Annotated in this window: 19 protein-coding genes; 7 read left to right on the top strand and 12 right to left on the bottom strand. The window is 60.0% G+C overall.

Features of this window, described 5'->3' with window-relative positions; all coding sequences use genetic code 11:
* Positions 1 to 17 precede the first annotated feature (17 nt).
* Positions 18 to 1,385, top strand: coding sequence for an aspartate aminotransferase family protein (locus FBZ99_RS05205; RefSeq protein WP_145631747.1), 1,368 nt, complete (start codon positions 18 to 20; stop codon positions 1,383 to 1,385).
* Here FBZ99_RS05205 and FBZ99_RS05200 read toward each other — a convergent pair whose 3' ends face one another.
* Both FBZ99_RS05200 and FBZ99_RS05195 read right to left on the bottom strand, forming a co-directional pair.
* Entirely contained in the window at positions 1,386 to 2,006 is a 621-nt protein-coding gene (locus FBZ99_RS05200) for an NUDIX hydrolase (protein WP_246661073.1), read from the bottom strand.
* Between the two features lie 50 nt (positions 2,007 to 2,056).
* Positions 2,057 to 3,076, bottom strand: coding sequence for a glycosyltransferase family 2 protein (locus FBZ99_RS05195; protein ID WP_173002505.1), 1,020 nt, complete (start codon positions 3,074 to 3,076; stop codon positions 2,057 to 2,059).
* A 96-nt stretch (positions 3,077 to 3,172) separates the two neighbouring features.
* Between FBZ99_RS05195 and FBZ99_RS05190 the strand changes: the two genes are divergently transcribed.
* On the top strand, positions 3,173 to 4,141 hold the full coding sequence (locus FBZ99_RS05190; RefSeq protein ID WP_113330831.1) for a lysylphosphatidylglycerol synthase domain-containing protein: 969 nt from the start codon (positions 3,173 to 3,175) through the stop codon (positions 4,139 to 4,141).
* Between the two features lie 16 nt (positions 4,142 to 4,157).
* On the opposite strand, the gene FBZ99_RS05185 is transcribed toward FBZ99_RS05190, so the two are convergent.
* Genes FBZ99_RS05185 through FBZ99_RS05170 form a run of 4 tightly spaced genes read right to left on the bottom strand, consistent with a single transcriptional unit; the run spans position 4,158 to position 6,540 of the window.
* Complete coding sequence (locus FBZ99_RS05185) at positions 4,158 to 5,402, bottom strand: RNA polymerase sigma factor (RefSeq protein WP_162746326.1); 1,245 nt, start codon at positions 5,400 to 5,402, stop codon at positions 4,158 to 4,160.
* Positions 5,403 to 5,413: 11 nt separating this feature from the next.
* Entirely contained in the window at positions 5,414 to 5,791 is a 378-nt protein-coding gene (locus tag FBZ99_RS05180) for a YciI family protein (RefSeq protein ID WP_145631742.1), read from the bottom strand.
* A 16-nt stretch (positions 5,792 to 5,807) separates the two neighbouring features.
* Entirely contained in the window at positions 5,808 to 6,170 is a 363-nt protein-coding gene (locus FBZ99_RS05175) for a YciI family protein (RefSeq protein ID WP_113354049.1), read from the bottom strand.
* A 10-nt stretch (positions 6,171 to 6,180) separates the two neighbouring features.
* Positions 6,181 to 6,540, bottom strand: coding sequence for a YciI family protein (locus FBZ99_RS05170; RefSeq protein ID WP_113354050.1), 360 nt, complete (start codon positions 6,538 to 6,540; stop codon positions 6,181 to 6,183).
* 155 nt (positions 6,541 to 6,695) lie between these two features.
* Between FBZ99_RS05170 and FBZ99_RS05165 the strand changes: the two genes are divergently transcribed.
* Positions 6,696 to 6,926, top strand: a complete 231-nt coding sequence (locus FBZ99_RS05165; protein ID WP_113354051.1) for a hypothetical protein — start codon at positions 6,696 to 6,698, stop codon at positions 6,924 to 6,926.
* 17 nt (positions 6,927 to 6,943) lie between these two features.
* Here FBZ99_RS05165 and FBZ99_RS05160 read toward each other — a convergent pair whose 3' ends face one another.
* The 3 genes from FBZ99_RS05160 to FBZ99_RS05155 all read right to left on the bottom strand — a co-directional run bounded on the left by FBZ99_RS05160 (position 6,944) and on the right by FBZ99_RS05155 (position 9,279).
* A complete protein-coding gene (locus tag FBZ99_RS05160; protein ID WP_112335670.1) occupies positions 6,944 to 8,446 on the bottom strand; it encodes an AMP nucleosidase in 1,503 nt (500 codons plus the stop codon).
* 119 nt (positions 8,447 to 8,565) lie between these two features.
* Positions 8,566 to 8,742 (bottom strand): hypothetical protein, encoded by a 177-nt coding sequence (locus tag FBZ99_RS33040; protein ID WP_167376563.1) that lies wholly within the window; start codon positions 8,740 to 8,742, stop codon positions 8,566 to 8,568.
* Between the two features lie 198 nt (positions 8,743 to 8,940).
* Positions 8,941 to 9,279, bottom strand: coding sequence for a DUF2147 domain-containing protein (locus tag FBZ99_RS05155; protein WP_145631740.1), 339 nt, complete (start codon positions 9,277 to 9,279; stop codon positions 8,941 to 8,943).
* A gap of 463 nt (positions 9,280 to 9,742) precedes the next feature.
* Between FBZ99_RS05155 and FBZ99_RS05150 the strand changes: the two genes are divergently transcribed.
* Positions 9,743 to 10,006, top strand: coding sequence for a sel1 repeat family protein (locus tag FBZ99_RS05150; RefSeq protein WP_015339268.1), 264 nt, complete (start codon positions 9,743 to 9,745; stop codon positions 10,004 to 10,006).
* A 130-nt stretch (positions 10,007 to 10,136) separates the two neighbouring features.
* On the opposite strand, the gene FBZ99_RS05145 is transcribed toward FBZ99_RS05150, so the two are convergent.
* A complete protein-coding gene (locus FBZ99_RS05145) occupies positions 10,137 to 11,249 on the bottom strand; it encodes a pyridoxal phosphate-dependent aminotransferase (RefSeq protein ID WP_145631738.1) in 1,113 nt (370 codons plus the stop codon).
* A 178-nt stretch (positions 11,250 to 11,427) separates the two neighbouring features.
* Between FBZ99_RS05145 and purN the strand changes: the two genes are divergently transcribed.
* The gene (gene purN, locus FBZ99_RS05140; protein WP_145631736.1) at positions 11,428 to 12,027 is read left to right on the top strand and encodes a phosphoribosylglycinamide formyltransferase; all 600 of its coding nucleotides are present in this window, start codon (positions 11,428 to 11,430) and stop codon (positions 12,025 to 12,027) included.
* A 121-nt stretch (positions 12,028 to 12,148) separates the two neighbouring features.
* Here purN and FBZ99_RS05135 read toward each other — a convergent pair whose 3' ends face one another.
* Positions 12,149 to 12,901: an SDR family oxidoreductase gene (locus FBZ99_RS05135; protein ID WP_145631734.1), complete on the bottom strand. Its 753-nt coding sequence runs from the start codon at positions 12,899 to 12,901 to the stop codon at positions 12,149 to 12,151.
* Between the two features lie 97 nt (positions 12,902 to 12,998).
* Between FBZ99_RS05135 and FBZ99_RS05130 the strand changes: the two genes are divergently transcribed.
* A complete protein-coding gene (locus tag FBZ99_RS05130) occupies positions 12,999 to 13,907 on the top strand; it encodes an AraC family transcriptional regulator (RefSeq protein WP_145631732.1) in 909 nt (302 codons plus the stop codon).
* A gap of 16 nt (positions 13,908 to 13,923) precedes the next feature.
* Here the strand turns inward: FBZ99_RS05130 and FBZ99_RS05125 are convergent, their stop codons facing one another.
* Positions 13,924 to 14,322: a PilZ domain-containing protein gene (locus tag FBZ99_RS05125; protein WP_173002491.1), complete on the bottom strand. Its 399-nt coding sequence runs from the start codon at positions 14,320 to 14,322 to the stop codon at positions 13,924 to 13,926.
* A gap of 310 nt (positions 14,323 to 14,632) precedes the next feature.
* Between FBZ99_RS05125 and FBZ99_RS05120 the strand changes: the two genes are divergently transcribed.
* On the top strand, positions 14,633 to 15,067 hold the full coding sequence (locus tag FBZ99_RS05120) for a glyoxalase superfamily protein (RefSeq protein ID WP_145631730.1): 435 nt from the start codon (positions 14,633 to 14,635) through the stop codon (positions 15,065 to 15,067).
* The last annotated feature ends 26 nt before the right edge of the window (positions 15,068 to 15,093 follow it).

The raw sequence follows: 15,093 nt of genomic DNA, 5'->3' as shown, positions 1-15,093 counted from the left end.
CAGGGTTCCATTCAACCATGTCCGACACGCCAAGCCGCTCCAATCTCGCCGCCCTCGATGCCGCCCATCACCTCCATCCCTTCGCGGATATGCGCAAGCTCAATGCCGAAGGTGCGCGCGTCATCCAGCGCGGTGAGGGCGTCTATATTTTCGATGCGGAAGGGCGGAAGTATCTGGATGGTTTTGCCGGTCTCTGGTGCGTGAACATCGGCTACGGCCGCACCGAAATCGCCGATGCCGTCGCCAGGCAGATGAACGAGCTGCCCTATTACAATACCTTCTTCGGCACCACTACGACACCCGCGACGCTGCTTGCCGAAAAGGTTTGCGCCCATGCCGGGCCGCAGTTCAACCATGTCTTCTTCACCAATTCCGGCTCCGAGGCTAACGATACCTGGTTTCGCATGGCGAGGGTCTATTGGGGGGCTGTAGGCAAGCCGACGAAGAAGGCTATCATTGCCCGCAAGAACGGCTATCACGGCTCCACGGTCGCCGGCGCCAGCATGGGCGGCATGAAATACATGCACGAGCAGGGCGATTTGCCGATCCCAGGCGTCGTTCATATCGGCCAGCCCTATTGGTATGCCGAGGGCGGCGATCTCTCGCCGGAGGAATTCGGCCTGAAGATGGCTCGTGAACTTGAAGCCAAGATCGATGAGTTGGGTGAGGATAATGTCGCGGCTTTCGTCGCCGAGCCGGTTCAGGGTGCCGGCGGCGTTATCATTCCGCCTTTGACCTATTGGCCCGAGATTGCCCGCATCTGCAAGGTAAGGAACATTCTGCTCGTCTGCGATGAAGTGATCTGCGGCTTCGGCCGTCTCGGCGCATGGTTCGGCCATCAGCATTTCGGCGTCGAGCCGGATCTGGCCCCGATCGCCAAGGGATTGTCATCAGGCTACTTGCCGATCGGCGGCGTGCTCGTCAGCGATCGCATCGCCGATGTGCTGATCAACGAAGTCGGCGAATTCAATCATGGCTTCACCTATTCCGGCCACCCCGTTTGCGCGGCCGCCGCCCTCGAAAATCTACGGATCATCGAAGAAGAAAAGCTGATCGAGCGTGTGCGCGACGATATCGGCCCTTACTTCGCCAAGGCTTGGGGCAGCCTTGCCGATCACGACATGGTCGGCGAAGCCGTCAGCATTGGCCTCATGGGCGGCCTGCAGCTTGCGGCGGAGAAATCGACACGCCGCCGCTTTGAAAAGCCGGATGCAATCGGCTCCGCTGTTCGCAACCATGCTTTGGCGAATGGCCTGGTACTGCGCGCTACCGGCGACCGCATGCTGGCCTCGCCGCCGCTCGTCATCAGCCACGAGGAAGTGGATGCCATGGTGCGCATCACGCGCGGCGCGCTCGATGCCGTCTGGGCAGAAGTGAAGTCGTAACTAGAGCTTGCCTGATGGCGCAGGCACGTCCCATTTGCCTGCCTTGTGAAGGGCAAGGGTCAGTGCCGCAACGTGGATGACCTGGATCATCTTGCCGTCCAGTGCCAGTTCGATCGCCTGCCGGATCGGCATGCGGATCAGGCGAATGCGCTCGGTCGGGTCGTCCGCCGGCCTGGTGGTAAGCTCGACATTGCGGGCGATGACGATATGCGCGAGGTTGGTATGCGTCGCCGGATTGGGCGCGAGCTTGCCGACATAATCCCAGTCAGTCGACGAGAGTCCTGTTTCCTCCCGCAATTCGCGCGCGGCCGCCTCTACCGGGCCTGCATCGGTCGCATCCACCGCTCCGCCGGGGAGCTCGAGCGCCGCGACGCCGAGCCCGTGACGATACTGCTGGACGAGGTAGATGTGATCCTCGGCATCGAGCGCGATGATCTCGACCCAATCGGGATGTTCCAATACGTAGTAGGGCGCAATTTCCACGCCCTGCGCCGTCACGCAGTTGTCGGCGCGAACCTTCAGCCAGCGATCATGAAACAGATGCGTCGAGCTCGTCGTCTGCCAGGGCGGAAGATCCACCGTGTCCGACACCAAGCTTACGATATCGTCTTTCTGGCTCACGCGTGGTTCAGTCCCTGTTTCAGATAGGCCCATACTCAGGCAAAGGATGCCTAGGCATCTTGATGATCTCGATCGAAGATCTTGCGCACGATATAGTTCGGCGAGAGATCGTCGCGATAATAGATGCGGGCGATCATTTCGGCGAGGATGCCTGTCGTGATCATCTGCACCGACGACAGGAGCAGCACGACACCGACCATCAGCAGCGGGCGGCTGCCGATATCATCGCCGAAGATGAACTTGTCGATGAAGAGCCAGAGCAGGATCAAGCCGGCAAGCGCACCGAGGCCGAGGCCGAGCGAGCCGAAGAAATGCCCTGGCCGCGCCTTGTAGCGCATGAAAAACATTACGGACAGCAGATCGAGGATGACGCGGAAGGTGCGGGAGATCCCGTATTTCGACGTGCCGTGCTGGCGGGCATGGTGAGTGACCGGGACTTCGCCGATCCGTGAGCTCGGCACGACGCCGGCGACCCAGGCGGGGATGAAGCGATGCATTTCGCCCATCAGCTTCACCTGCTTGATGATGGAGGAGCGATAGATCTTCAGGCTGCAGCCATAATCGTGCAGCTTGACGCCGGTGATGCGGCCGATCAGGTAGTTGGCGCACCAGGAGGGGATCTTGCGCAGCAGCAGGCCGTCCTGACGATTCTTGCGCCAGCCGACGAGCAGGTCGAGTTGCCGCCGCTCCAGTTCCTCGACCATCGAAGGAATGTCCTTCGGATCGTTCTGCAGGTCGCCGTCCATGGTGGCGATCAGGCGGCCGTTCGCTGCATCGATGCCGGCCTGCATGGCCGCCGTCTGGCCGAAATTGCGCTGAAGCTCAACGATGCGCAGCGTCAGCCCTTCCTGCGAAAGCGACCGGCGGGCATTGACGAGCGTCGCGTCCGTGCTGCCGTCATCGACCAGGATCAGTTCCCAGGATTTGGCAAATCCCGCCATGGCGGAACAGATGCGCTCGATCAGCGGTCCGACGCTTTCTTCCTCGTTGAAGACGGGCACGACCAGCGAAAGCTCGAGAGGGCTTGCCGGATCGGCCTGGGGGAGGGTCGACTCTGCCGTTGTCTGCAACACTTCTTTCTCCTAAAAGACCGGCAGTACCTGCCGGACGGAACGAGCGAAAAGTCCGGTTTCAGCCTTCCGCTCGCATTTGGGTGCCCTAACTACATGAAGACTCCGACGGTTGCCAGCCGACAGAATTGGTTTATTCGCAACCGAATGACGCTCTTGACGCTCGCGGTCGTCCTGGCCTACGCCGCCTTCATCGAATGGTTCTGGGGCTGGAGCTCGATCCTGGCACAATGGAGCAAGGTAGGCGCGCTGCCGATCCTTCTGGCGCTCGCGCTTCTGACAAGCACCTATTTCCTGCGCACATGGCGCATCTACGATTACTTCCCGAAGGAAACCTCGGGCCATTTTGCGGCGCTGTTTCGCGTGACGCAGGTTCATAATCTGCTGAATATCATGATGCCGTTCCGAACGGGGGAAACTAGCTTCCCGGTGCTGATGCGCTCCGAATTCGGTATCCCGCTGGCCCGCGGCACCTCGGCGCTGTTCGTCATGCGGCTGCTCGACCTGCATGCGCTGCTGGCCGCGGCCGGCGTCGGCCTTGCACTTGCTTCGCCCTATCATGTCCTGGCCTGGATCGTATGGGCAGCCTTCCTGCTGCTGCCGGTCGCGGGTTTCGCTTCCCGGCGACCGCTAATCCGCCTTGCCGCCCGCATCCTGCCGAAGAAGGCGCAAGGGCTTGTGCATGAGCTGGAACGCGGTCTGCCGGTTGATGCCAGCGCCTTTGCGCGCGCCTGGCTGACGACCATCGTCAACTGGCTCGTCAAGGTCGTGGTGCTCGCTTGGGCGCTCGGCCTCATGAACGTCACGCCACTTTCGGCAAGCTTCGGTGGCGCACTCGGCGGCGAACTATCCTCAGTCCTGCCCGTGCATGCACCCGGAGGCGTGGGCACCTATCCGGCCGGCATTACCGCCGGTGCCATGGCCTTCGGTGCTTCGAGTGCAAAAGAGGCAATCGAAAATCTCGCGCAGGCCAGCATCAATGCTCACCTTCTGATCGTGGTATCGGCGCTAACAGGAACCGCGATCGGATTGCTGGTCTCACGCAAGCGCGCAACTGCGCCCTGAAAGATCACGACGCGCCTTAATGCCGGGTCGTCGTATCGTCAAGCTCGGCCAATCGCCTGCGCAAGAAGGCCTGCTCCGGCGCCTGCTGACAGAGCGATAGCGCCGTTTGGTAGGATTGCCGCGCCTGGTCCGTCCGGCCAAGCTGGCGCAGGAAATCCGCCTTCGCCGCATGGGTGAGATGATACCGTGCCATACGCTCCTCCCGCAACAGCCCGTCGACGATGGACAATGCCGTCGCAGGCCCGTCGCGCATGGAGATGGCCACCGCCCGATTGAGCTCGATCACAGGGGATGGGCTTGCGATCAGCAGCAGGTCGTAAAGTGTCACCAACTGTCGCCAGTCGGTGTCGTCGGCGGTTACGGCGCGTGCATGTTCCGCCGCGATCGCGGCCTGCAGGGCATAGCTGCCGACGCTCTCCGCTGACATGGCCCGCGCCGACAGCTGCAGGCCCTCGCGTATCTGGCCATGATCCCACAGCGCACGATCCTGATCGACGAGCAGAACGAGATCGCCGGAGGTATCGGTACGCGCATGCCGCCGCGAATCCTGCAGCAGCATGATTGCCAGTAGCCCCTCGACTTCCGAATCCGGCAATAGCTGCAGCAAAAGCCTGCCGAGCCGTATGGCCTCCGCGGCCAGATCGGCGCGCACGATCGCAGAGCCGGAGGAGGCCGAGTAGCCCTCGTTGAAAACGAGGTAGATGACATGCAGCACCTGCGCCAGCCGCTCCGGCAGTTCGGTCTTATCAGGCACCTCGTAGGGAATGTTGGCGGTGCGTATGCGGTTCTTGGCGCGGACGATGCGCTGGGCGACTGTCGGGGCCGGAATCAGAAAGGCATGGGCGATCTCTTCCGTGGTCAGCCCGCATACCTCCCGCAACGCCATCGCCATCCGCGCCTCGGCAGGAATAAGCGGGTGGCAGCACGTGAAGATCAGCCGCAGCATGTCGTCCTCGATCTCTTCATGTTCGGCGATCTCCATCGCCTCTCCCTCCGGATAAAGGCTCTCGGCAATATCGGAGCGGGCGGTGTCAAAACGCGCCCGCCGCCTGATATGGTCGATGGCGCGAAAGCGTCCGGCGGAAACGAGCCAAGCATAGGGATTGGCCGGGATCGTCTCGTCAGTCCACTGCTGCGCCGCCGCCGCGAAAGCATCGTGGAGCGCTTCCTCGGCGCGGTCGAAATCACCGAGCAGACGGATCAGCGTTGCCAGCACGCGGCGCGAGTGGCTGCGGTAGATGCTTTCGATGGTTCGGTTCAGCGACATGGATGTCAGGATGTCTCCGCCAAGTCCCCCCGCAGGGTCAAGATGCGCACAGGGCGGATTTCGACGGCGCCGTAACGCGCCGAGGGAATGCGCTTGGCGATCCCGACTGCTTCCTCAAGATCGGGAGCTTCGATCAGGTAGAAGCCGGCCAGATGCTCCTTCGTCTCCGCGAACGGCCCGTCCGTTACCGAAAATGTGTCACCGTCCGGACGGATGACGATCGATTTGTCTCGAAGCGCCAGCGCATCGGAAACGATCATGGTGCCGTCCCGCCGCAGGCCCTCATCAAAGATGAAGTGCTCGGCGAGCAGATGGTTCATCTCGTTCGGCGTCAATCGTCCGTCGACATCGACTGTTGTGTAGATCAGGCATAGAAACCGCATATATTTTCCCTCACTGCTATTCGTTCGGAAAGCGGATGTCGAAGGCGGCGCGAACCTCGATCATGCCATAACGGGCGACGGGGAAGGTGGCGGCGATCGCGATCGCTTCCTCCATGTCCCGGGCCTCGATCAGAACGAAGCCGCCGAGATGTTCTTTCATTTCAGCGAAAGGGCCGTCCGTCACGGCGGTTTCGCCCCTGCGCACGCGAACTGTTTTCGCAGTTTCCGGTTCGCGCAGGGCATTGGCGACGATGAGGTGCCCGCTCTCGCGCAGCCGGTTGTCGCTATCGATCGAATCCTGGGTCAGCTTGCGCCCTTCCTCCTCGGAAAGCTTGGCGATTTCCGCGCTCTCGAACCATACCTGGCAAAGAAATTTCATCTGAACCTCCTCAAGCATCCGGGCCGAAGTTATGGATCGGCCGCACCTCGATCGCGCCGAGCTTGGCGAGCGGAATGCCCGCCGCAATCCGGATCGCATCGTTCAGATCCTTCGCCTCAATCAGGATGAAGCCGCCAAGATGTTCCTTGGTTTCGATGAAGGGGCCGTCCGTCACCGCCGTCTCCCCATTGCGGACCCGCACCGTTACCGCAGACTTTGGCGATTGTAGCGCTTCAGCCTGGATCATATTGCCGCTCGCCATCAGATCGCGATCATAGCCCAGCGAATCGGCATCGAGCTTTTGCTTTTCCTCCTTGGTCATGAGGTCGAGCCTCGTGCCATCGAACCAGACCTGGCAGAGATATTTCATCGCAGCGTCTCCTCTTCAATTTGCTGACAGCCATAGACGAGCGGCTGCCAAGCAAATCGACATCCTCTTCCACAGCATGACAAAATTTTTTGAGGTTGTCGAAAAAGCCCGAGCCCGGTCGACCAGTTCCGTCAACACCATAAGGAGAGACGGAAATGTACAGTCTGGAAGCCGCAATCGTGCATTATTGGCAAAAGAAGACGCTATCGGAAGAGGAGTTGCTCGACGCAGCCGATGTCGGCAGGGTCGTGTTCCGTACCTGGATCGGCCTAGCGGGCTTTGCCCTGGTGATCCTGTGCCTGAGCTGGGGTGCACACTCGAACGACGAACGGCCGCAAGTCGCGGCCGCTGCCAATGTATATTCGTTGCCCGCGGATGGGCGATAGGAGGGAAACCCTATTGCTTATTGGAACGCCGTTTCGAAGAAGCTGCGCAGCTTGCGTGAATGCAGCGCCTCCGGCGGCATGGCGGCCAGCTTCTGGATGGCGCGGATGCCGATCTGCAAATGCTGATTGACCTGCGTGCGGTAGAAGGCGGTTGCCATGCCCGGCAGCTTCAATTCGCCATGCAACGGCTTGTCGGAAACGCAGAGCAGCGTGCCGTAGGGAACACGGAAGCGGAAGCCGTTGGCGGCGATCGTGGCCGATTCCATATCGAGCGCGACAGCGCGGGCCTGCGAGAGCCGCTTCACCGGGCCTGCCTGATCGCGCAGTTCCCAGTTGCGGTTGTCGATGGTGCCGACCGTGCCAGTGCGCATGATGCGCTTCAGTTCGAAGCCTTCATAGCCGGTGATTTCGGCAACGGCCGCTTCAAGCGCCACCTGCACTTCGGCGAGCGCCGGGATCGGCACCCAGACCGGTAGGTCGTCGTCGAGAACGTGGTCCTCGCGCATATAGGCATGAGCGAGCACATAGTCGCCGAGCCGCTGGCTGTTGCGCAGGCCGGCGCAATGGCCGAGCATCAGCCAGGCGTGCGGGCGCAGCACGGCCACGTGGTCGGTGATTGTCTTGGCGTTGGAAGGACCGACGCCGATATTGATCATGGTGATCCCGGCATGGCCCTTCTTCTTCAGATGGTAGGCCGGCATCTGCGGCAGCCGCGGCGCTGTCACATCGCCTTCGGGCTGGCTGGAGCCAGCCTTGGTGATGATGTTGCCGGGTTCGACGAACTCGGTATAGCCGTCGCCGCCGCTCGCCATCAGGTCGCGCGCCCATTTGCAGAACTCGTCGATATAGAACTGGTAGTTCGTGAACAGCACGAAATTCTGGAAATGCGCGGCGCTGGTCGCCGTGTAGTGGACGAGGCGGGCCAGCGAATAATCGATGCGCTGCGCGGTAAATGGCGCAAGCGGCGAGGGCTCTCCCGGCGGCGGGATATATTCGCCGTTGGCGATTTCATCGTCCGTGGTGTTTAGGTCCGGCGTATCGAAGAGATCGCGCAGCGGAATGTCTTCGAAAATGCTCGCGGTTGCTTCCACATGAGCGCCTTCACCGAAGGCGAAATGAATCGGGATGGGCGTCGTCGATTCCGATACGACGACCGGAACATTGTGGCTGCGCATCAGCAGCGTCAGCTGTTCCTTGAGATAATGCTTGAAGAGCTGCGGGCGGGTGATCGTCGTCGTATAGACGCCGGGCGCCGTCACGTGGCCGTAGGAGAGACGCGAGTCGACATGGCCGAAGCTCGTCGTTTCTATGCTGACCTGCGGATAGAAAGCGCGGTAGCGTGCGGTGATCGGCGCGCCCTTGGCAAGCTTGGTGAAATTGTCGATCAGGAACGCGGTGTTGCGATCGTAAAGCTCCGTCAGCGCTTCGACGGCCTTGCCCGGATCATCGAAGGTCCGCGGCTGGAACGGGCTGGGGGAGGAGATGTCGAGGGGTGAAAAGGGAGAGATTCTGTTGCTCATGCGCCATTATAGAATGTCGTTGGTTACAAGCAAACGACGTTGCAACAAGCGGCTCGGATTCTCGCAGCTATTTTGGGAGCCGGTCAAGGGCCTGCGCGAGGATCGCGCGCAGGCGTTCTTTATTGCACTGTCGTGCAGTAAGGCGCACCAGTTTGCACGCAGGTGAAGCTTGCACCGAAGTGCGATTGTGCGCCGCTGCGACCGCCATGCTCGACCGCAACCGAGAAGCTGAATGCAAAGATGGCGGCAAACAGCATGATAACAACGAAGCGCCGCGCGATGATGATCGAGTCCATGTCTTTGGCCTACCCGTGCCCTATACTGGACACCGTTTTGCCATGGTCATGCTGAACAGGTGCTGAGATACCGGTTCATCCAGCGTTCATAAATATTACCGGATTCGAATGGTCGAATGAATCTTCCGCAGGCAAATAAAAGCCGCCTGCCAACCGGGGCGGGCGCAACGGCGCTTTCTGAAATAAGCAGGAGCCGTCTTAAAGCTTTATCCAGGTCTGCGACTTGCAGAATACTTTCAGCACGCAGCCTTGCATCTTGATCTTGTTGCCGTTGACCGTGCCGGAGCCGCTATAGGTCTTGTCTTCGGAGGGGTCGGTCAGTTCGCCCGTATAGCTGTTGCCCTTGCCCTGCATCTTGCCGATCTGTTTGCCGGCATATTTGCCGGTCTTCAGCGTCACGCAGTAGCTGTCGCCGCAGGGCGCGATGGCGGCGGTATCGCCAGCGACGGTCTTCCAGTTGCCGACGATCGGCTCTTCGGCAAAGGCCGCGCTCGCGCTCAACAGCATCGCGGCAGCAAGAATGGTGGCACGGATCATGTTCTTATTCCTCCCCGGGCGCCATCCGGCTCCATGGCCGGAAACGTGGCGAGATTATCTAACGCGAACGTAAAGGTAAATATGATTTTCGGAACCCAAATACCCGTTTGTGCGGGTATCCGTGCGCCCTCGAAACACGACATCGAATTCAACTGCGCTCTTTTTGTGGTGAACGAAGGGTTTAAATCAAAATCCTAACGAAAGGTTAAGGCTGCGCGAAAATCCTTAATTTGCAAGGGAAGCGATGTTTAACAAAATCCCAAGTTTACCAAGCATTTGCACTTTGTTTGCATCGAATTAATCATGCATTTTAGGCGTTTTTTGAAGGCCGTCTGCGATAGTGAAGCCATCAAACGAGCGGGGCAAACCCGCCGGCCGGAAGAACCGGAAAGCCGCGGATGACGGCAAGGTTCGGACGGAAAACAGGGCAGATACGAACAGAAGTCAAACAGGGATAATAGCAATGGCACGCTTCGAAACGCCGATGTCTGGAAATGCCATGATGGGTGGTAACAGCGCCGATGCCCTTTGCGAACTGGGCGTGAACTACGCGACCGGCAGGGGCTGCAATGCAGACCTCGTTGCCGCACACAAATGGTTGAATATCGCCGCCATCCGTGGCAGCGAGCGCGCCGCCGAGCTTCGCGCCGACGTTGCCGCGACCTTGACGAAGATGCAGCTCGCAGCCGCGCTGCGCGCCGCCCGCGAATGGATGACCACGCACTGAAGCGTGCCGCAAGCAGTAAGACTTCCTGACCTCTCAAGAGGGGATGTCGGCGGCTGACGGAGAGGCCAGCCGAAATGATGAAAACCGCGACCGGCCGGGACAAGGCAGGCGCGGTTTCGTCGTTTTGAGCTTAACCGATCGCCTTCAGGACCTTCGGTAACGCCTCGGCCAGGAGATCGAGATCCTGCTTCGGGCCGACGCTGACGCGGATGCAGCGGTTGAGGGGCGCGACACCCGGCATGCGGATGAAGACGCCGTGCTGGATCAGCCCGTCGACGATCGCGCGGGCATAGGTGCCGTCGCGGCCGCAATCGATGGCGACGAAGTTGGTGGCGGAGGCGAGCGGCAGCAAGCCATTGTCGCGGGCGATCGTGCCGATCTCCTCGCGTGCGGCCCGGATCTTGCCGACCACTTCGGCGAGATAGGCCTGATCCTTTAGCGCGGCCAGAGCCGCCACGGTCGCAAGCCTGTTCATGCCGAAATGATTGCGGATCTTGTCGAAGGTCAGCACCGTCTCGGGCGCGCCGATGACATAGCCGACGCGGGCGCCGGCAAGCCCATAGGCTTTGGAAAAGGTGCGGGTGCGCAAGACATTCGGCAGGTCGATCAGCGTGGAGATATCGGGTAGCGAGCTGGCAGGTCCGGTTTCGCTGTAGGCCTCGTCGAGGATCAGCAGGCAATTGTCAGGCAATCGACGGGCAAAGGCGACGATCTTGTCGGCATCCCACCAGCTGCCCATCGGATTGTCGGGATTGGCGAAATAGACGAGCGGCGCGTTTTCGCGCTTCACTGCTTCGAGCAGCCCATCGAGGTCTTCGCGATCATCGACATAGGGCACGGTAACAAGGCGACCGCCGAAACCCGCGACATGGAAATTAAAGGTGGGATAACCGCCGAGCGAGGTGACGACGGGCGTACCCGGCTCGATCACCATGCGCGCGATCAGCCCGAGCAGACTGTCGATGCCTTCGCCGACGGCGATATTGGCCGGCCGGACGCCGAGATGTGCCGCCAATGCCTGCTTCAGCTCGAAATTTTCCGGATCGTTATACATCCAGATATCGCCGGCCCGCTCGCGCATGGCGGCAATGACAGAGGGCGCAGGCCCGAAGCCGTTTTCATTGGCGCCGATACGGGCTTTGACCGTCAGCCCGCGCTGACGCTCCAGCGCCTCGGGGCCGACGAAAGGAATGGTGGAGGGCAGGGCGCTGATCAGCGGCGTGAAGCGCGAAAAGGCGGACATGCTGGCTTTGTTTCCCGAATTCGGTTGCTGGGTGCGGCAGAATAGGCGCTTGGCGGGTGGTTGCAAGGTGGAAAGACGCGGCCTTCGGATTGCGTCGTCGCAATCATTGAAAATCCTCGTCAGTTGTCATTAAAGGGAGTCTCGGTCGTCGCGAGAGCATCGATTAACGAGGCCCCTGATGGATAAGCTCGCAATAGCGTTCCTTGCATCAAACAATGGAACCTCATTTCGGACGATCAACGAAGCCATTCGAGCGAACACAATGAACGCCACCGCTGTCGTGCTGGTTAGCAATAGGGCTTCGTCCCCAGCGCTCACCTATGCTGAGGCCAACGATATTCCCTCGCTTCATATTCCGACGAAGGACAGGGAGGCTGATGCGGACAAACAGCTTCGCGACACGCTAATCGCCTATGACGCTGAAATCGTTGTCTTATCTGGCTATCTCAAGAAACTTGGCCCGCTTACGCTAGCCGCTTTTAAGGGGCGAATATTGAATGTTCATCCGGGGCTGCTGCCCAAATACGGCGGATTGGGAATGTATGGGCGAAGAGTTCACCAAGCCGTGCTCGACAATCGGGAGACAGAAACAGGTGCAACGATCCACCTCGTAGACGGAGAGTATGATCACGGAAGAACTGTGGCCACAACGACTGTTCAAATCCATCCTGACGATAGCGTAGTTTCGCTGGAACAACGAGTCATGGCTGCGGAATGCGATCTTTTCACCGATCTCATACGCCGCATATCAATGGGCGAACTACGCCTGCCGTTATAGAACGGCGCAAAGGGCCGAACGCAGCTGCCGGTCCGCGCTCCCGGGGCCGATGGCTGCGTGTTCCCTCTAATGCACGGCCGAGTCGGGACGGCAGCAGCTTTTTGGCTGCCACCGATTCCGGTTACAAACCTGCCTCAGCCATCCAGAGTTCAGCATCCGCACCGCCCGGAATTCGCAGCGGGGCGGATGGATCGGTGGCTGCCCGCCACACTGCCTTCGCTACGTCGGGAGCATAGGTCACAGGGCTGGTGTCGTCCTGTACATTCTTTATGAATTGCTGGATCAAGGGCGCATAATCCGGATCGTCCAGACCACGCAAATGTGGACGCGCATTCTCCCCAAAGCGAGTTTCCGGCGACCGGCCTGGCAGGACAATATGCACCCGCACGCCAAATGGCTCCATCTCCACCGATAAGGACTCGGTGAACGCGTTCACCGCCGCCTTGCTCGCCCGGTAGATCCCAATCACAGGCAGAGTCTTGACCGTCACCGTGGAGGTGACGTTGACGATGACTCCGGCCCGACGTTGACGCATCTGGGGCAATACGGCCTGAATCATCGCCAATGTCCCGATCGTATTTGTCTGGAACAGCGACTGCACCGTCTCCGGCGCAGTCAGCTCGATTGGTGAGGGCGCTCCGAAACCGGCATTGTTGACCAATACGTCTATCGGACCGGCAGCCTTCACGGCGTCTGCGATGCTTGCCGGATTGGTGACGTCGAGCGCGAGAATACGCAAGCGTTCGGAAACCGGTAGCAGCTCGGGTATGGGCGTGCGCATCGTTGCGATGACATCCCACCCTCGTTCAAAAAACAGTTTCGCAGTCTCCAGGCCGAAGCCAGACGAGCAACCAGTAATCAATATCGTGGACATGAGCCTCTCCAAACAAAAGGAATGATACCATGGTAGTGACCGCACGAGAGACTTTATATACGCTATAGTCTCCCTTTCTTTAGCGTTAGTCCTGATTATGACCGTCGATCCCCTTGCCGAAATCGTCACACTGCTGCAGCCGGCCGCACGCTTTTCGAAGCTGGTGGAATGCGCCGGCGCCTGGCGAATTCATCGCGAGGCCACAGGCGAGCCATTCTACTGCGCAATCCTTGAGGGGCGTTGCCGCGTAACGTTTGGAGGACAGCAACCTTTTATCCTCCGAGCCGGCGATTTCGTGCTCGTTCCTGCCATGCGCGACCTTATCAACGAGAGCGTCGACGCACCGGCCGGTCTATCCGCCATGGTTCCAACGCAGTTGAGTGGTGGCCATTTCCGTGTTGGCCGCCCCGAAGGGCCGGCGGATATGCGCATGCGCATAGGGCATTGCAGCTTCGGTGCGCCGGATGCGGCCTTGCTCGTTTCTCTCTTGCCTGATGTAGTTATCGTTCGTGACGAGCCTCGACTCGCGACGCTGATGCAATTGGTCGGTGAGGAAACGCGCGAGCGCCGGCCGGCACGCGAACTCGTGCTGGAACGGCTACTGGAGGTGTTGTTGATCGAGGCATTGCGATCCGGCACGGAAACGACCGTCACGTCGAGCTTGAGTCGCGGCCTTGCCGATGAACGCCTATCCGCAGCACTTCACGCGATGCATGCGCGTCCTGCCCATCCTTGGACTGTCGCGGATCTTGCGACCGAAGCGGCCCTGTCCCGATCGGCTTTCTTTGCGCGCTTCAGCCGCGTCGTTGGCCTGCCGCCAATGGAATATCTAATGGCTTGGCGCATGGCTCTTGCAAAGCAGCTATTGCGCAGCCGCGAATTACGGATGGATCAGGTAGCTGAACGCGTTGGCTACGGATCGGCAAGCACTTTCAGTGTTGCCTTTGCGCGCTACACAGGTATGCCGCCTGCACGATATGCCCGCGGGGACGTGCGAAGCGATTGAGGATGTGAAGCCGAATTTATACCGGCCGCCTCTTGCCGCGTGCAGCCAGCGCTTCAACATTGCCGATCATGAAATCGGCGCGCACGACGCGGCGCAGCGTCTCCGGTTCGATCAGGTTGATGAAGCGCACATGGACGCGGTTGCCGTTGCGGCTCGTTTCAGCGCAGGCGATGCGGTAGGCGAGGCCGAGGATGTTCAGATAGTAATGGGTCGGCAGGCCGACGGTCGTGGCGACGGTGAAGCTCGCGCCGCCGCGCGAAATGTCGGTAATTTCGGCGCTGCGTACGGAAATACCCGTCAGACAGGGACGAACCGCTACGAGGCGCGCCGGCCTCTGGACGTAGAACCGTTCCCAGCTGCGTTCGTAAACTTCGGATTTGACTTTCGCCAGATGGGTTGCGCGAAGCATTGTCATTCCCTGTTGAAGAACAGACCGAATTCATCTCGGTTACACCACGAACCTTGCACGGAGATTTTGCGGAAGCGTCAATTGCATTGGTAGAATTTTAACGGGTTCGTCTTTTGTGCCGATTTGGGCGCATCTTGACAGCGAGAGCGGCTTCGATCATACGGGGGCTCGGTTCGAGGCGCCTGCCGCTCGCGGATGAAAATCCAAGGTGAAGTCTTCGCTGTTTTAGGTCACAGCCATTCAGGGCATGCTGACTGACGGTAATGCGAGCCCCGTTTCACGGTCGTAAGTGCGTGCCTTAGCAAAGGCTGATCCTATGACGACGTATCCGTCCATAGATGAATTGAAGGCTCAGGCCCGGCGTCTACGTCAGGCGATGGCCGAACGCGGCGACGACATGAGCCACTCGACGGCACTGGAACTCATTGCCAAGCAACACGGGCTGCGCGACTGGAACACGCTGTCGGCGCTTGCCGCAAAACCCAACGATGGGCCGGACGCGCCCTTCGATGTCGGCTCTGCCGTGCGCGGGCGCTATCTGAACAAGCCCTTCACGGGCAAGGTTCTGGCGATGTCGGCGAAGTCTGGCGGGCTCTACAGGATAACGATCCATTTCGACGAACCGGTCGATGTGGTGGAGTTCGAGAGCTTCTCGGCATTCCGCCAGCGCATCAACGCCCAGGTCGATGCCGACGGCATTTCGCCGCGCCGGACGTCGAACGGCCTACCGCACCTCGTTATCGACATCTGACTTCATCGCTAGACCATTATCTTCGT

The organism is Rhizobium sp. ERR 1071 (genome assembly GCF_007828675.1).
GTDB lineage: Bacteria > Pseudomonadota > Alphaproteobacteria > Rhizobiales > Rhizobiaceae > Rhizobium > Rhizobium dioscoreae.
The sequence above is the reverse complement of the archived record's forward strand: the minus strand, read 5'-3'. Positions and strand labels throughout refer to the sequence as shown.

Bases quoted from the DNA above. Each gene is read 5' to 3' on its own strand.
- FBZ99_RS05165 (WP_113354051.1), top strand. From the start codon at position 6,696: ATGTACAGTCTGGAAGCCGCAATCGTGCATTATTGGCAAAAGAAGACG.
- FBZ99_RS05205 (WP_145631747.1), top strand. From the start codon at position 18: ATGTCCGACACGCCAAGCCGCTCCAATCTCGCCGCCCTCGATGCCGCC.
- FBZ99_RS05135 (WP_145631734.1), bottom strand. From the start codon at position 12,901: ATGTCCACGATATTGATTACTGGTTGCTCGTCTGGCTTCGGCCTGGAG.
- purN (WP_145631736.1), top strand. From the start codon at position 11,428: ATGGATAAGCTCGCAATAGCGTTCCTTGCATCAAACAATGGAACCTCA.
- FBZ99_RS05145 (WP_145631738.1), bottom strand. From the start codon at position 11,249: ATGTCCGCCTTTTCGCGCTTCACGCCGCTGATCAGCGCCCTGCCCTCC.
- FBZ99_RS05180 (WP_145631742.1), bottom strand. From the start codon at position 5,791: ATGCGGTTTCTATGCCTGATCTACACAACAGTCGATGTCGACGGACGA.
- FBZ99_RS05125 (WP_173002491.1), bottom strand. From the start codon at position 14,322: ATGACAATGCTTCGCGCAACCCATCTGGCGAAAGTCAAATCCGAAGTT.
- FBZ99_RS05175 (WP_113354049.1), bottom strand. From the start codon at position 6,170: ATGAAATTTCTTTGCCAGGTATGGTTCGAGAGCGCGGAAATCGCCAAG.
- FBZ99_RS05120 (WP_145631730.1), top strand. From the start codon at position 14,633: ATGACGACGTATCCGTCCATAGATGAATTGAAGGCTCAGGCCCGGCGT.
- FBZ99_RS05190 (WP_113330831.1), top strand. From the start codon at position 3,173: ATGAAGACTCCGACGGTTGCCAGCCGACAGAATTGGTTTATTCGCAAC.
- FBZ99_RS05170 (WP_113354050.1), bottom strand. From the start codon at position 6,540: ATGAAATATCTCTGCCAGGTCTGGTTCGATGGCACGAGGCTCGACCTC.
- FBZ99_RS05155 (WP_145631740.1), bottom strand. From the start codon at position 9,279: ATGATCCGTGCCACCATTCTTGCTGCCGCGATGCTGTTGAGCGCGAGC.
- FBZ99_RS05130 (WP_145631732.1), top strand. From the start codon at position 12,999: ATGACCGTCGATCCCCTTGCCGAAATCGTCACACTGCTGCAGCCGGCC.
- FBZ99_RS05150 (WP_015339268.1), top strand. From the start codon at position 9,743: ATGGCACGCTTCGAAACGCCGATGTCTGGAAATGCCATGATGGGTGGT.
- FBZ99_RS05160 (WP_112335670.1), bottom strand. From the start codon at position 8,446: ATGAGCAACAGAATCTCTCCCTTTTCACCCCTCGACATCTCCTCCCCC.
- FBZ99_RS33040 (WP_167376563.1), bottom strand. From the start codon at position 8,742: ATGGACTCGATCATCATCGCGCGGCGCTTCGTTGTTATCATGCTGTTT.